The following is a 14,223-nucleotide window of genomic DNA, read 5'->3' as shown; positions in this document are numbered from 1 at the left end:
AAGACGGCCAAGGCTCGATCAGTTCTTGATCATTTTGACCGGGCGCGGTGCCGGTGCAGGACGCGGGACCTGCTTGATCATCTTGGGCGAAGGTACTGGTGGAATGTAGCGGCTACCGGGGATGCGTTCCTCGCGAATCGTCTCTCGCACGATTACGCGCTGGCGCACTTCGGTCTGGACCGGCACCCACACAACCTGTGGTTGCTGGCAGCCACACGCTGCAGAATAGCCATACTGACCGGTATAGGCCGGAGCATAGCCGGGATAGCCATAGCCGCCCGCAGGATACGGGATGGTACGCGCAGCGCCCGGCTGGCCATATTGCGAAATGTAACCGTCGAGTGCGGCTTCACAATCGTAGCGGTCGTTCTTCTTCCCGCCGCCGATCAGATTGCCGAGCAGCAAACCGGCAAGCCCGCCAGTGCCAGCGCCGATCAGTGTCCCAGCCAAGCGTTCGCCGTCAGCCACTCGATTGCCGATGATCCCGCCAGCAACTGCACCTAGCAGTCCGCCGATGATTCCGCCCTTTTCCTTTTCACTGCGGCCACTGGTGCGCCGGCGGCATTCCTGCAGCCATTGTTCGCGTTCGAACACGACTGGAGCATGTCCGACCGGACCGCCCGGATAGGGTGCGTAATGCTGCGGATAGGCCTGTTGCGGCGCATAACGCTCACGTTGCACATTGCCGGGATAGGGGACCGAACGCTCAATGCGGCGAGTGCGAGTGATCGTCTCGACACCGTCGGGGCCAACAATGGTCTCTTCTTCGTAGCCCAGCGGACGTGCTGTAGGAGCAACTGGAACCGGCGGAACCGTACGAACCTCGGTCGCGCCGACTTGCGAAGGCACGGGCAGAGGCGGCAGTTCGGCTTGAGCCATCGCAGGCGCGGCCATTGAAAGCGCAGGAAGCGCTACCGCAAGACCAGTAATGGCGCGGAGCGAAGAGCGAAGTGTCGGCATGGAATTCCCCCGGACTTGGACAGGTAGCAGCGCTCGAATCGCACCGCAGGTTGCACATTTCGTTAGCTAAATGTTTACCACTTTGCCGTGCGCCCGACCAAGGTACGCCTTGGCCCTGTCTCGTTTCGGGGCGTTTGCTGGTGTGAATATGTGCGCGTCAGATGCGGTCTGAGAGCAACCGCGCCAGTTTCTCGAGCCCGCGCGCATCACCTTCCGTAAAGCGCGATGGGCTAGCGCTGTCGAGATCGATCACCGCTATCACTTCGCCCTTACGCACCACCGGCACGACGACTTCCGATCGGCTCGCCGCGTCACAGGCGATGTGGCCAGGAAATGCATGGACGTCCTCGACCAATTGCGTCTCGCCCGATTGTGCCGCTGCTCCGCAGACGCCTGCGCCGACAGGGATTCGGATACAGGCAGGCCGTCCGACGAAGGGTCCGAGCACAAGTTCCGGCGCGCCATCGGCATTATCGCCCATGCGATAAAAGCCCGCCCAATTGAGGTCTGGCACAAATTCCCAGATCAGTGCGGCGACATTGGCCATATTGGCAACCGGGTCCGGCTCACCTGATGTCAGTGCGTCGGCCGCTTCGAAAAGCTGGCGGTGACGTTCGGCGGTGTCGAGGCCCGGATCGGGTTGGAAATCGTACATTCGCAAGTCCTTGGAGCGATCGCCCGGTTGCCGCAAGCACCCGCGCGCATTATCGCCTTCACATGGCCATTCTTCGCAAACTCGCAATCGCTCTTGTCGTTTTGATCCTGATCGCAGGGATCGCGATCTACTTCCTTTCCCGCGGCGACACCGCCGAACTGTCGGTCGATGAAGTTGCCGGAACAGAACCGACGCTCGAAGCGCCCGCAGCGGAGAGCTTCCCCACCGTGCAGATCGCCAAGCCAGTTGGATGGAAAGAAGGCGAACTGCCGGAGCCAGCAGATGGCCTGGTGGTCAATCGCTTTGCTGAGGGGCTTGAGCACCCCAGAGTGCTATACGCTCTGCCGAACGGCGATGTTCTCGTCACTCTGACCCGCGCGCCCAAAGCCGAAGATGATGGCGACAGCGGGATTATGGCGACAATCCGTGGCTGGGTTGCATCCTATCTCTTCTCCGAAGCTGGAGCATCCGGTGACTCGCCTAATCAGATTGTGCTGCTGCGCGACGCGGATGGAGACGGCGTTGCAGAGACACAGAAGATCATTCGCGAAGAGGGGCTCGATTCTCCCTCGGGTATGAGCTGGCATGACGGCACGCTCTATGTTGCCAACCACAACGCCGTGCTCGCGTTTGACTACGCGCTTGGCGCTGATGCTGTAACAGGTGAGCCGCGCAAACTGATGGATCTTGCACCAGGCGGCGGGCACTGGATGCGAAACATGGAGATCCACCCCGATGGTGACCGGCTGTTCGTGGCAGTCGGATCAGTCAGCAATATCGGCGAAAGCGGAATGGAGGTCGAAGAAGGCCGCGCGATGATCTGGGAATATGGTCTCGAGACCAATCGCCAGCGCAAATTCGGAGTCGGACTGCGCAACCCCAACGGCATGGATTTCAGTCCCTGGAGCGGCGAATTGTGGACCACCGTGAACGAGCGCGACATGCTCGGGTCGGACCTCGTCCCCGATTACCTCACTAATGTACCGGTTGGCGCGCAGTACGGCTGGCCGTGGTTGTATTTCAAAGACAACATCGATCGCCGGGTCGAAGCGCCCATGCCGGCTTACATGATGGAGTATACGCGCAACCCAGAGTTCGCTCTGGGGCCGCATGTTGCGGCACTGGGTCTTGTCTTCACTGCGGAAGGTCACCGTATGGGCGATGGCATGGCGAGCGGCGCCTTCATCGCGCGCCACGGATCATGGAACCGCAAGCCGCCATCGGGATACGATGTCGTCTATGTCGAGTTCGACGAACGCGGAAATCCGATTGGTAAGCCGCAGCCTGTTCTGACTGGCTTCCTCAATGACGATGGCACCACCAAGGGTCGTCCGACCTGGGTCGAATGGGGCGGCGACGGATCATTGCTGGTCTCGGATGACACGGCTGGTATCATCTGGCGCGCAGTCGCTCCGGATTCAGAGCCGGGCGCCGGTATCGAGCGGATTTCCGGAGAGCGTTTGCCTCCGCCGCGCGAATTGCAGGATCCGCGCGCGACTTTCGAAGAGGATTACCTTCGCACCCAAGCAGGCCAGTCGAACTGAGTTAAGGCGCTTTGCCCGCGCGTCCGGCAAGTTCGGCTGCGTATTGGTACGCCGTGCGGCCGGAGCGATTGCGGCGTGCAATGGTCCAGGCAAGCGCTTCTTCTTCGTTGATTTCGAGTCCAAGCGGGTCCGTGTAAGCTCGCAGAATCTCCAGATAAGTTGCGCGGTCACACGGGTGAAAGCCCAGCGTAAGGCCGAAGCGATCGGCGAGGGCCAGCGCATCGTCCCGCTCATCGCGTTCATGTAGCGCGGCGCTTTCATCCGGATCGCGCTGGACGATAGCGCGGCGGTTCGAAGTGACTGCTACCCGGATACGTGAAGGGCGCGGCATCACGCCGCCATCGAGCAGGCTGCGAAGCGCGAGCACGTCCTGAGCCTGATCCGCGCCGAATCCGAGATCGTCTATGAACAACAAAAAGGCGCGGTGTTGATCGGACAGCTGCTCGATCAGAGCGGGAAAACTGCCAAGCGTCCCGGGAGCGAGCTGGACCAGTGCGATGGCTCCCGGGTCAGTTGACTGGATATTGGCGACGACCGAGCGGACCAAGGCCGATTTGCCCATGCCTCGTGCGCCCCATAACAGCATGTCATGCGCTGCTGTGCCGCTAGCCAGACGGCTTAGGTTCTCACGAACTGCTGCCTTCTGCTCGTCGATCCCCCTCAACGTCACGAGCGGCAAAGTATCGGGCTCCGACACTGCACGCGCGGCTTCTCTATCCCAGATATAGGCGGGCGCACCGGCCCAATCGGTCGGCGGCGTGACGGCAGGCGCAATCCTCTCCAGCGCGTCGGCAATCCGTTCGAGCGGCTCTCTCGGAGTGCTCATAGTCGCGCCGCGCAACCTTGCACGGTCAGCCTGCGAGCTTTTCGGCTGGCAGCGCGTAGAGCAAGCCGGCTCCGGCGGTTGCGCCCGCTTTCAAACCAAGTGCTTCGGGCACAATCCGATCGAGGAAGAAACGCACCGTCACCGGCTTGGTCTCTGCCAGCGAGGGCGCAGCGCCACTCGCGACAGCTTCCGCCTGCTTCATCAGCTGCCAACCGGCGACCGCCACCGCCGCCATCGTGCAGAAAGGCACACTACCGGCAAGACGATCATCCAGGCTTGCTTCGTCGCGCATCCAGCGCGCGATGTTGGCGCAGTCGGTAGCGAGCGACGCCAATCCTGCTTCGTCCGAAGCATCGCGCGCGATCTCTTCGAACAGTGCGACCATCGCTTCACCGCCATCAAGGCCAAGTTTGCGGGTGACGAGGTCAGCGGCCTGAATGCCGTTGGTGCCTTCGTAAATCGGGGCGATCTTGGAATCGCGCCAATGCTGCGCTGCGCCGGTTTCTTCGACGAAGCCCATTCCGCCATGGACCTGAATACCGATCCCAGCCACTTCTACGCCCGCATCTGTGCCCCATGCTTTGACCATGGGGACGAGGATGTCGGCGCGGTTCTGTGCATCGGAATCGCCGATTGTCCCGCGATCGACCTGCCCAGCGCAGTAATAAAGCAGCGCGCGAACACCTTCGGTCAGCGCCTTCATGCGCAGGATCATCCGCCGCACGTCCGGGTGCTCGATGATCGCGACCGGGTTCTTGTCCGGTGAGCCTGCGCGCGCCGATTGTACGCGGTCCATGGCATAGGCCAGCGCCTGCTGCGTCGCACGTTCGGCAATCTGGTTGCCCTGGTTGCCGACATTGATCCGCGCGTTGTTCATCATCGTGAACATGGCCATGAGCCCGCGATTGGGCTCGCCGACGATCTCGCCAATGCATTCGCCGTTGTCGCCATAGGACATGACGCAAGTCGGGGAGGCGTTGATACCGAGCTTATGCTCGAGGCTAACGCAGCGCAGATCATTGCGATTGCCCAGCGATCCGTCTTCGTTGACGTGGTACTTGGGGACGAGGAAGAGCGAGATACCGCGTGAACCTTCAGGAGCATCGGGTAGCCGCGCCAACACAAGGTGGATGATGTTGTTGGCCAGCTCGTGCTCGCCCCAGGTGATGTAGATCTTCTGACCCGTGATCAGATATTTACCCGCATGTTCTCCATCCTCGATGGGTACGGCGGTTGAGCGTAGCGCGCCCACATCGCTGCCGGCGGCCGGCTCGGTCAGGTTCATCGTGCCAGACCATTTGCCGCTTACGAGATCGGGCAGGTATTTCGCTTGCTGATCCTTGCTCCCGTGATGCTCAAGCGCTTCGATCGCGCCAACCGATAGCATTGGCAGCAGATTGAACGCCATGTTCGCTGCGCCGAGGTTTTCGAGCACGTTGCACGACAGCGTGAAGGGCAGGCCCTGACCGCCGAACTCTTCCGGCGAGGCAATCGCGTTCCAGCCCTGTTCGACATAGGAATCGTAGGCTTCCTTGAACCCATCCGGCAGTCGGACCACGCCGTTTTCCAGCTTTGCGCCTTCGAGATCACCAGTGCGGTTGAGCGGGGCGAACTCGCCAGCAGCGAACTGGCCCACGCCTTCGACGATGGCTTCGACAAGGTCGGGCTCGGCATGCGCGAACTTTTCGGAGGCTGCGAGTTCCTCGATCCCGGCATTTACGCGGATGGCGAGCAGCTGGTCTTGGGTGGGCGGCGTGTAGGGTGTCACGGTGGGATTGTGTCCTCTGAATGGGTTCGCGAATGCGCGGGAGTTACGTGTGCCCCTTGGCACCGGTTGCGCAAGAATATAGCGCGTGCGCCATGAGCGGCAAGAACGTTACGGAAGTGGTGCAAGCAGATGCCGAAGGAATCGCCCGCGCGGCGCGAATCCTGAAGGAGGGTGGGCTGGTCGCAGTGCCGACCGAGACGGTCTACGGTCTTGCGGCGCGGGCTGATTCTGCCGAGGCTGTGGCCAAGATCTATGCCGCAAAAGGCCGCCCGGATTTCAACCCGTTGATCGTGCATGTTCGCGATTTGAAGCATGCTCAGAAATTGGCGCAATTCGACGATCGTGCGCGTGATTTGGCGGAAAGGTTCTGGCCCGGACCGCTGACCTTAGTCCTTCCACTGCGCGAGGATGCGGATGTGGCTGGAGCCGTCACGGCTGGTTTGCCGACCATTGCTTTGCGTCAGCCGGCGCATAAGGTGATGCGCGCAGTGCTTGAGACGACCGGGCTGGCGCTTGCTGCACCTTCGGCCAATCGCAGCGAGGAAATCAGCCCGACGTGCACCGATCATGTCATGGCGTCGCTGGGCGGTGCGTGTCCTCTCGTCGTTGACGGTGGACCGAGCGAAGAAGGAGTGGAATCGACGATTGTGGCCCTGCGTGCGGGTGGCGGTTGGTCGTTGCTCCGCCCCGGTCCGATCACGATAGAGACGCTGGATCGTATCCTCGGCTCTGAGTCTGCGCCAGAGAGCCTCAGGGTTGAAGCGCCCGGCCAGCTCGCACGGCACTACTCACCCGGAAAGCCAATGCGCATAAGTGCGCCAGCGGGTGAAGCGGACGAGTTCTTCATCGGCTTTGGCGTAATAGAGGGCGATTGCAATCTGTCAGCCGATGGCGATCTGATCGAAGCCGCCGCGCGACTATACGATTGCCTGCATCAGGCGGCTGCTTCGGAAAAGCCGCGCATCGCCGTGGCACCGATCCCGTATGGCGAGGTTGGCCGGGCGATCAACGATCGCCTGCGCCGCGCCGCGACGCCGACAGACTAATCGTCGCTCGGTTCGGCCGGGATCGTCGGAAGCAATTCCTGCATTTCGGCATAGGTTTCGCGCGCATCTTGGCATGCGCCGCGATCGCCGTCCTCGCAATCGTCACTTTGCTTCTGATAGCGGCGCTCGAGCTTTCCGAGACGCTCCTCGCGTTTGCGAATTTCGCGTCCGCGCTTCTCGTCGGCTTCGGACTGGCTGGTCGTGGCGAGGTCGACCGCTTTGCTGCCGACACGGACGGGTGCCGTCACGACGTTAGCAGCCGTGCGGACCAGGCATCCGGATAGAGCGAGGCTGGCTGTAAGGGCGACTAAGGGGGCAGCGATCCGCATGCCCCCTTGTCGCGCGCCAAAGTTACGAACGCAAGCGCGGGGCGTTACGGATCATTCCGCTGCCGCAGTATCGTCTCCGTCCGTCTCATCCGTGGCAGCGGTGGCGGCCGCTGGCTCACAAACGAGCGATCCCGACCCGGCGGCATCGATGGAACAGGTCGCATTGCCAGTTACACGAATGTCACCGGATCCAGCGATGCTGGCATTGACGGTGCCATCCGATGCCAGCTCAATATCGCCTGAGCCAGCGATTGAGATGTCGACCTTTTCAGCCTTCAAATCGGCGAACCTTGCATTGCCGGAACCTGCGATCGAGATTTCAAGGCTATCCGCAGTCCCTGATGTCGTGACATCTCCATTTCCGGCGATGCTCACCTCAAGGCTATCGGCATCGATGCTCGCAATTTTCACGTCACCGGATCCAGCGATGCCAATCTCAGCATCGGCAGCCATCGTATCGGCTTCGATTGCGCCGCTGCCTGCAATGCCAAGCTCGCGCGGCGCGGGCATGGTTACGCGGATGGTCGCCTTGCCGGAGCCGTCGAAGATATCGGTGTCGCGGCCAATCTCCAGCGTCTCACCGTCGCGGTCGAACCGTACGGCCGCGACTGCATCGGGATCCCCATCGATCGTCACCGCGAAATCGCTTCCTTGGGAGATCACCACGGAATCGGGCCCGGCCAGCTCAATACCGACCGGGGGATCGCCGCCCATATCGAGCTCTGCGAGCGGGACGCCTTCGAACGAAGACATGTCGAAATTCATGTTGCAGCCGCCGAGCGTTGTGCCGAGCGCCAAGGCGACCGCGGGGGCCACGTTCCGAAAGAAACTGTTCGTCATACTACTTCTCCACCTGACCAAGCGATGTGCTACCGTATTGGTGATATAATACACCACTTCTGTCCGCGCAAGGTGCCAGGGTTCTGCTCGCAGGGCGCTGTATGCTGATCGTCGAATCAAAAAGGGCCGCCCAAACGGGCGACCCTTGAAATTGGCAACTGAAACGAGGCGACTTAGCTGTCGTCTTCGTCGTTGTTGTAATACTGCGGAGCGTGCTCGCGCAGCACGTCGAGAATTTTCTCGAGCGCGGTTGGTTCGTCGGTCTCTTCCATCGCCGCGAGTTCGCGGGCGAGGCGGCTTGAGGCTGCTTCGAAAATCTGACGTTCCGAATAGCTCTGCTCAGGCTGATCGTCCGGACGGAACAGGTCGCGCGTCACTTCGGCAATCGAGACCAGCTCGCCCGAGTTGATCTTCGCTTCGTATTCCTGCGCGCGGCGTGACCACATGGTGCGCTTCACCTTGGGCTTGCCTTTGAGCGTTTCCATCGCGTCTTTGAGCGTTTTGTCCGATGACAGCTTGCGCATGCCGATCGATTCAACCTTGTTCATCGGAACACGCAGCGTCATGCGCTCTTTTTCAAACCGCAGGACGTACAGCTCCAGCTGCATTCCGGCGATTTCTTCGTTCTGCAGTTCGATCACCCGGCCAACGCCGTGTTTGGGGTAAACGACATAGTCTCCGACCGTAAAGGCGGGCGCGTTGCTAGCCATGCGAGTTCCTTTCATGCGGCTTTCTGGCACCGAACTTGGGACGTCTTTTCCTGCGGGCTCGCGTCACCTCGAAAGAGAGCGAGCACCGTGTTGTAACCGTCCGAATATGTCGCTGCTGGACTAAAGCCTTTCTGGTTTATTCGTCGCCTGCACCGGGTCCGACCGGCGCGGTTGATCCATTATATAACATATTCGCAACAAAATTGCGAGTCGCTGTGTGTTATCGATGAATGGAGCGAAATTTGCGTTTCGAACACGAACGCAAATTGGGGCGATTCGGTTAGTCGCCTTCGCCGGGTTCGGCGCTGAAATACTTCTCGAATTTGCCCTCTTCGCCCTTATGGTCGTCGGCATCTGCCGGCGGCTCTTTCTGGCTGGTGATGTTGGGCCATTCGGCAGAGAACTTGGTGTTGAGCTCCAGCCATTTTTCAAGACCGTCTTCAGTATCAGGCAGAATCGCTTCGGCCGGGCATTCCGGTTCGCACACGCCGCAATCGATGCATTCGCTGGGATTGATCACCAGCATGTTCTCGCCCTCATAGAAACAATCCACCGGGCACACCTCGACACAGTCGGTGTATTTGCATTTGATGCAGTCATCGGTGACGACGTAAGTCATTGGGCGTCTTTCAATTCAACTCTGTGCACTTGACGGCTGCTATGGCGATTTAGCCGCTTCGGTCAAGCTCACGATAATAGGACTTGGCAAGTGCGGGCGAAGCCCGTCGCTCGGGCAGCGAGAGCACCTCGACTACCCGAACATCGTTGCCGATTACTAAAGTCAACACGTCGCCGATACTGATATTCTCGGATGGTCGCAGCACATGTTTTCTATTGCGGCGCAAAGTGCGCTTCTCGATCATCGAACAGGCGATTGATCGGGTTCGGGCAAAGCGCAGGTAGACCAGAAGTCGGTCGATCCGGATGGTCTCCTGCGCGTTTTCGCTCATCCGCCGAGCAGATCCGCCAATCCATCGAATGCGCCGCTGGCGCGTGCTGGGCCGGTGTTGGACTTCTTATCGCGAGGTTTTCCGCGTTGATTGCGGTTTTGCGGCGATTTGGTGTTGCCGTTCTTTGGGCCGCCTTTGCGTTTGCCCTTGCGCTGATTGGCATGGCGAGGATGGTCTGGCCTCCCGCTGGTGCGGTTGGGCCGCCAGGTCCAACTGTCCGGCGCGGCTGGTCCAAATGCTCCCTCGGCCAGGGCGCGTGCGCGTTGAAGGCGGAATCCGGCGCTGCCGAGCAGGCGGCGCGCATTCTCCTCTTCGAGCCCGATGGAGATAGGCAGTGCTAGATCGAGTCGGAAACGTGGGTGACGCTCTTTGGACGTCTTATCCGTCGCCTTTGCACGGGCATCAAAGGCGGCGCGCAGGATCTTCTCCGCAAGGTCCACCCGGATTGTCTGACCGCCCGCCGGGCGATACCCCGCCGGAAGACGCTTTGCCTCGGCCAGAACGGGAAGCATTGCCGGTTCGAGCGGACGTTTGTCCAATCCCAGAGCGTGTAGAAGCTGCCGCGGCGCAGGCTTCAGCAGATCCCGCGCGAAGATGTCCAACGCGCCGAATGTCACCCCTAGTTTGCGCAGGAACGGGCGCATTTCCTTGGGCAGATGCTCCAGCCCAGCTTTTTCGCGGCTCACGACGCCGCGCGCATCGATAAGCGTGATCAACAGTGCGCGCGCCTGCGACCCAGCTTCGGGATTGCGCGCGGCTTCTGCCAGTTTGCGTAAGGGTGCCAATGGTTCGAGCTGCTTTTCGAGCCAGGCGGACAAGCCCGCCTCCAATTCCGTCCGCGGACCATCGGCAAGCATCGAGATTTCACGCGCCAAATTCAGGCGCGCTGCTCCAAAGTCCTCAGGCATCTCAATGGTCGCCAGCGAGCGCCCCTGCCAACAGATCGCGCCGCGCACCAATTCAAGTTCTGCGAGCCCTTCCCCCAGCAGCCATGTCGCCCGCTGCGCTAGGATAGACGGCATCGCCTTCTCGCCTGCCGACAGCAGCATCTTGCGGTCCGCCACGGTGGCATTGGGATCGACCGAAAACCGGAATCCGTCCAGCCGCCCGATCGCTTCACCTTCGACGGTCACCTTGCCATCGGGTTCGAGCGTCACGGGCAGCGCGCTGGCATCTTGTCCAAGCGATTTCATTAGTATTGTCGTCCTCCGATTCACGAACCGCTCGGTTAGCCTCGCATGCAGCGCATCCGAAAGCTTCGCTTCGACCGCACGGGCACGCGCCGCCATCTCATCACGCGCGAGCACCCAGTCTGGCCGCTGGCAGATATAGGCCCAGGATCGGATCGCGGCTATCCTTCCCTGCAAAGTGTCGATGTCGCCCTGCATCCGGTCGAGTTCTGCGATCCGTGCAGCGACGAAGTCTGCTCCCAAATAGCCTTCATTGAGATCCTGCCACAGCCTTGCGACAAAGCGGGCATGCGGATCGACGCCGATTTGGCGGAAGTCTGGTAGTGAGCACGCTTCCCAGAACCTTCGCACCGAGCCGTGCCCTTTGACGGTTTCGGCGAGAGGTTCGCTGGCGAGGCGTTTGAGTACCGCGAGATCAATTGCTTCCGGTGCAGCGCGCAGGACATCGTTTCGCGGCTTGCTTTCAAGATCGCCGATCAGGACTTTGACCGTGTCGAAACGCGGCTCTGCTTCGCGCCAGTAGAGTTTGGTCAGCGGCGCAAATTTGTGCTCCTCGATCGCGAAGACTTCTTCCTCGGTGAATTCGAGCGGAGCGCCCGAGCGTGAGCCTCCGCCTGCCAGCGTCCCAAAGCTACCATCGCGCTGGTGCCGTCCAGCACGGCCTGCGATTTGCGCCATTTCCGAAGGCGTGAGTCTGCGCTTGCGCTTGCCGTCGAACTTCGAAAGCGCCGCGAAAGCGACGTGATGCAGATCGAGATTGAGGCCCATGCCGATTGCGTCGGTGGCGACGATGTAGTCGACATCGCCGTTCTGGAACAACTCGACCTGTTTGTTGCGCGTTTCTGGCGAAAGTGCGCCCATGACCACCGCCGCGCCGCCGCGAAAGCGCCTGAGGGCTTCGGCCATCGCGTAGACTTGCTCGACCGAGAAGGCGACGACCGCACTGCGCGGCATCAGACGTGAAAGCTTGGTCGTGCCGGAATGGGTGAGAGTCGAGAAACGCGGGCGCTCGACCAGTTCCGCATCGGGGATCAACGCTTTGACGATTGGCTCCAGCGTCGCCGAGCCGAGAATCATGGTCTCTTCGCGGCCGCGCGCATTCAGCAACCGGTCCGTGAAGATATGGCCACGTTCGGGGTCCGCGCCGATCTGTGCTTCGTCGACCGCAACGAAGGCGTGCCCGCCTCCCATCCGGTCCATCGCTTCCGCCGTGCAGCAAAAATAGCGTGCGTCGGGTGGTTCGATCCGCTCTTCGCCGGTGATTAGCGCAACTGCCTTGGCGCCCTTGATCGCCCGAACCCGGTCGTAGACCTCGCGCGCCAACAAACGCAGCGGAAAGCCCATCATGCCGCTCGAATGGGCGCACATCCGTTCGATCGCGAGATGGGTCTTGCCGGTATTGGTTGGGCCGAGCACGGCGCGCACGCGGCTGTCGGAGGAATGCACTGTCACAACAAACAACATGTGTCAGGCGAAACCGGCTGGGGCAATGCCGCTGCCAAGCTGACCCACGGTTGGACGATATCAAACGCCGCTTTGCATCCGCTGCCCGCATAGGGGAAACACCCTACCGCGTATGCGAGTCGCTTGGCCGATGGTTAAGTGCATATTTACCTTGATTGGGCAGGGATAACCGCCAAGAACGCGCAAGAGAGTTGAGGTTGTGCACCGCACCATTGGGGCGGTCAAAGGACACATGTTGGATCACGCAAGCGATATGAGGGATGATGATCGGGCCGAGCCCGAACCCTTTGGCGCGGGCGCGTTGGTTCCATACCTCAAGAATGCGGCGCGTGCGGCACCTCCGACCAAGCAACAGGCGTACAAGCGTCAGGCGCTCTCTCGGGTGCGCAATTTCAGCGATCGCTACGACGAATGGAAGCTTTCGGCGAGTGCTTGGTTCGATGGACTCGACCTTGCGCCGGACCTTGCCGAGAATATCGGCAGCCGCAGGTGGTTTCGCGGTGTTGGTACGATGCTGGGGCTGGGTGCATTGGCGCTAGCCTTCTGGCCGAATATGACGCCGCTTGAAGCGCGTCCTGCGATGCCAGCGGATGAAGAGATCCGCGACGAGTTTCGCAGTCAGATGATCATGCCGCTGGCACTTGGTGCAGATAGCGGTCGCCGTATGGGGCCGACATCGGACGTGATCCCGCTCACCAACGCACCCGAGCGCCCGCAGATCGAATTGGTCGCAACGCTTTCGGAAGGCGACAGTTTCGCAACCATGCTGCGCCGAGCCGGCGTGTCTCGCGGTGATATTGGCCGGGTCAGCGCTCTTGTGGGCGAGGCCATGCCGGTGAGCGAGATCGCGTCGGGAACGAAGATCGACATTGTGCTTGGTCGCCGTGCCGGGCCCGATGCGCCGCGTCCGCTTGATGCTCTGGCGTTTCGCGCGCGGTTCGATCTTGAGCTCAAGATTGCAAAACAAGGCGAGGATGGCGAAGGCGCACTCACGCTTGAGCGCAATTTCATTCGCGTAGACGACACGCCGCTGAGATTGCGTGGGACCGTTGGACCGAGCCTTTACCGATCAATGCGCGCGGCGGGCGTTCCGGCGAGCGCTGCGCAGGAATATCTCAAGAAGATCGACGATCATGTCGATATGGACCGCGACGTGCGCTCAACAGATGAATTCGACATCATCGTCGCCTATCGGCGCGCGGCGACCGGAGAGCGGCAGGCCGGGCAATTGCTCTATGCCGGGATCGACCGCGGCGGAAAGCCCAAGACGCAGCTGATGCGCTGGGGTACAGAAGGCCGTTTCTTCGAAGCATCAGGCGTCGGCGAGCAGCGCCGCGGTTTGCTCGCACCGGTTCCAGGCCCGATCAGTTCGCGCTATGGCATGCGCCGCCACCCGATCCTTGGTTATCGCCGGATGCATTCGGGCATGGATTTCCGCGCACGTCGCGGCACGCCAATCGTTGCCGTGACCGATGGCCGGGTCGTTTCTGCCGGGCGCGCAGGCGGCTGCGGTATCACGGTCAAACTGTCGCACGGCAACGGTCTGCAGACCCGTTATTGCCATATGAGCCGGATGTCGGTGCGCAGCGGCCAGAACGTGAAGCGCGGCCAGGTTATCGGGTATGTCGGCTCGACCGGCCTTTCGACCGGACCACACCTCCACTACGAAATGTATCGTAATGGCCGCGCGATCAATCCGGCCAGTGTCTCCTATGTCACGCGGTCCGAATTGACGGGCACCGAATTGCTCGATTTCCGCCAGCAATTGATCAAACTGCGCGAGATCGAACCCGGCGCCGCGCTGGTCGATCTTGAGCCGCTCAAGACCGAAGTCGAAGAGCCAGTGCGGGAGATCGAGAAGATCGACAACGCGCAAGAGATCGACTGAGTTCGAACGCTCCGGCGTGATTGCGCCGCTTCGCAAATTCCGGCAACACTCCG

Annotated in this window: 13 protein-coding genes; 3 read left to right on the top strand and 10 right to left on the bottom strand. The window is 61.1% G+C overall.

The features are described from left to right. Positions 1-18 precede the first annotated feature (18 nt). Positions 19-960, bottom strand: coding sequence for a glycine zipper 2TM domain-containing protein (locus tag Q0837_RS15065; protein ID WP_298470747.1), 942 nt, complete (start codon positions 958-960; stop codon positions 19-21). A 157-nt stretch (positions 961-1,117) separates the two neighbouring features. Then, a complete protein-coding gene (locus Q0837_RS15060; RefSeq protein WP_298470746.1) occupies positions 1,118-1,615 on the bottom strand; it encodes a GAF domain-containing protein in 498 nt (165 codons plus the stop codon). A gap of 62 nt (positions 1,616-1,677) precedes the next feature. Here Q0837_RS15060 and Q0837_RS15055 point away from each other — a divergent pair, with 62 nt between their 5' ends. Beyond that, the gene (locus tag Q0837_RS15055) at positions 1,678-3,159 is read left to right on the top strand and encodes a sorbosone dehydrogenase family protein (RefSeq protein ID WP_298470744.1); all 1,482 of its coding nucleotides are present in this window, start codon (positions 1,678-1,680) and stop codon (positions 3,157-3,159) included. Position 3,160: 1 nt separating this feature from the next. Here Q0837_RS15055 and Q0837_RS15050 read toward each other — a convergent pair whose 3' ends face one another. After that, on the bottom strand, positions 3,161-3,985 hold the full coding sequence (locus Q0837_RS15050) for a DUF815 domain-containing protein (RefSeq protein WP_298470743.1): 825 nt from the start codon (positions 3,983-3,985) through the stop codon (positions 3,161-3,163). 25 nt (positions 3,986-4,010) lie between these two features. Beyond that, positions 4,011-5,753 (bottom strand): acyl-CoA dehydrogenase, encoded by a 1,743-nt coding sequence (locus tag Q0837_RS15045; protein WP_298470742.1) that lies wholly within the window; start codon positions 5,751-5,753, stop codon positions 4,011-4,013. A gap of 92 nt (positions 5,754-5,845) precedes the next feature. Here Q0837_RS15045 and Q0837_RS15040 point away from each other — a divergent pair, with 92 nt between their 5' ends. Beyond that, positions 5,846-6,799 (top strand): L-threonylcarbamoyladenylate synthase, encoded by a 954-nt coding sequence (locus Q0837_RS15040; protein ID WP_298470741.1) that lies wholly within the window; start codon positions 5,846-5,848, stop codon positions 6,797-6,799. Here the strand turns inward: Q0837_RS15040 and Q0837_RS15035 are convergent. The 6 genes from Q0837_RS15035 to Q0837_RS15010 form a co-directional block, all read right to left on the bottom strand. Beyond that, positions 6,796-7,128 (bottom strand): hypothetical protein, encoded by a 333-nt coding sequence (locus tag Q0837_RS15035; protein ID WP_298470740.1) that lies wholly within the window; start codon positions 7,126-7,128, stop codon positions 6,796-6,798. The two genes, Q0837_RS15040 and Q0837_RS15035, sit on opposite strands and share 4 nt — an antisense overlap. Before the next feature lie 51 nt (positions 7,129-7,179). Then, positions 7,180-7,944 carry a head GIN domain-containing protein gene (locus Q0837_RS15030; RefSeq protein WP_298470738.1) on the bottom strand — a complete coding sequence of 255 codons (765 nt, stop codon included), beginning with the start codon at positions 7,942-7,944 and terminating at the stop codon, positions 7,180-7,182. Between the two features lie 197 nt (positions 7,945-8,141). Next, positions 8,142-8,678: a CarD family transcriptional regulator gene (locus tag Q0837_RS15025; protein ID WP_298470736.1), complete on the bottom strand. Its 537-nt coding sequence runs from the start codon at positions 8,676-8,678 to the stop codon at positions 8,142-8,144. A 280-nt stretch (positions 8,679-8,958) separates the two neighbouring features. Further along, positions 8,959-9,297 (bottom strand): ferredoxin FdxA, encoded by a 339-nt coding sequence (gene fdxA / locus Q0837_RS15020; RefSeq protein WP_298470734.1) that lies wholly within the window; start codon positions 9,295-9,297, stop codon positions 8,959-8,961. A 49-nt stretch (positions 9,298-9,346) separates the two neighbouring features. Beyond that, positions 9,347-9,628, bottom strand: coding sequence for a S4 domain-containing protein (locus tag Q0837_RS15015; protein ID WP_298470732.1), 282 nt, complete (start codon positions 9,626-9,628; stop codon positions 9,347-9,349). Next, complete coding sequence (locus Q0837_RS15010) at positions 9,625-12,186, bottom strand: helicase-related protein (RefSeq protein WP_298471785.1); 2,562 nt, start codon at positions 12,184-12,186, stop codon at positions 9,625-9,627. The genes Q0837_RS15015 and Q0837_RS15010 overlap by 4 nt, the downstream gene beginning before the upstream one ends. Before the next feature lie 328 nt (positions 12,187-12,514). Between Q0837_RS15010 and Q0837_RS15005 the strand changes: the two genes are divergently transcribed. Beyond that, positions 12,515-14,170, top strand: a complete 1,656-nt coding sequence (locus Q0837_RS15005) for a M23 family metallopeptidase (RefSeq protein ID WP_298470731.1) — start codon at positions 12,515-12,517, stop codon at positions 14,168-14,170. Positions 14,171-14,223: the final 53 nt, after the last annotated feature.

The sequence above is a fragment of the uncultured Erythrobacter sp. genome (assembly GCF_947499705.1).
GTDB lineage: Bacteria > Pseudomonadota > Alphaproteobacteria > Sphingomonadales > Sphingomonadaceae > Erythrobacter.
This window is presented reverse-complemented; position numbering and strand designations above follow the sequence as displayed.

Coding starts and splice junctions, on each gene's coding strand:
- Q0837_RS15010 (WP_298471785.1), bottom strand. CDS start 12,186: ATGTGCGCCCATTCGAGCGGCATGATGGGCTTTCCGCTGCGTTTGTTG.
- Q0837_RS15050 (WP_298470743.1), bottom strand. CDS start 3,985: ATGAGCACTCCGAGAGAGCCGCTCGAACGGATTGCCGACGCGCTGGAG.
- Q0837_RS15005 (WP_298470731.1), top strand. CDS start 12,515: ATGTTGGATCACGCAAGCGATATGAGGGATGATGATCGGGCCGAGCCC.
- fdxA (WP_298470734.1), bottom strand. CDS start 9,297: ATGACTTACGTCGTCACCGATGACTGCATCAAATGCAAATACACCGAC.
- Q0837_RS15025 (WP_298470736.1), bottom strand. CDS start 8,678: ATGGCTAGCAACGCGCCCGCCTTTACGGTCGGAGACTATGTCGTTTAC.
- Q0837_RS15035 (WP_298470740.1), bottom strand. CDS start 7,128: ATGCGGATCGCTGCCCCCTTAGTCGCCCTTACAGCCAGCCTCGCTCTA.
- Q0837_RS15065 (WP_298470747.1), bottom strand. CDS start 960: ATGCCGACACTTCGCTCTTCGCTCCGCGCCATTACTGGTCTTGCGGTA.
- Q0837_RS15060 (WP_298470746.1), bottom strand. CDS start 1,615: ATGTACGATTTCCAACCCGATCCGGGCCTCGACACCGCCGAACGTCAC.
- Q0837_RS15015 (WP_298470732.1), bottom strand. CDS start 9,628: ATGAGCGAAAACGCGCAGGAGACCATCCGGATCGACCGACTTCTGGTC.
- Q0837_RS15040 (WP_298470741.1), top strand. CDS start 5,846: ATGAGCGGCAAGAACGTTACGGAAGTGGTGCAAGCAGATGCCGAAGGA.
- Q0837_RS15055 (WP_298470744.1), top strand. CDS start 1,678: ATGGCCATTCTTCGCAAACTCGCAATCGCTCTTGTCGTTTTGATCCTG.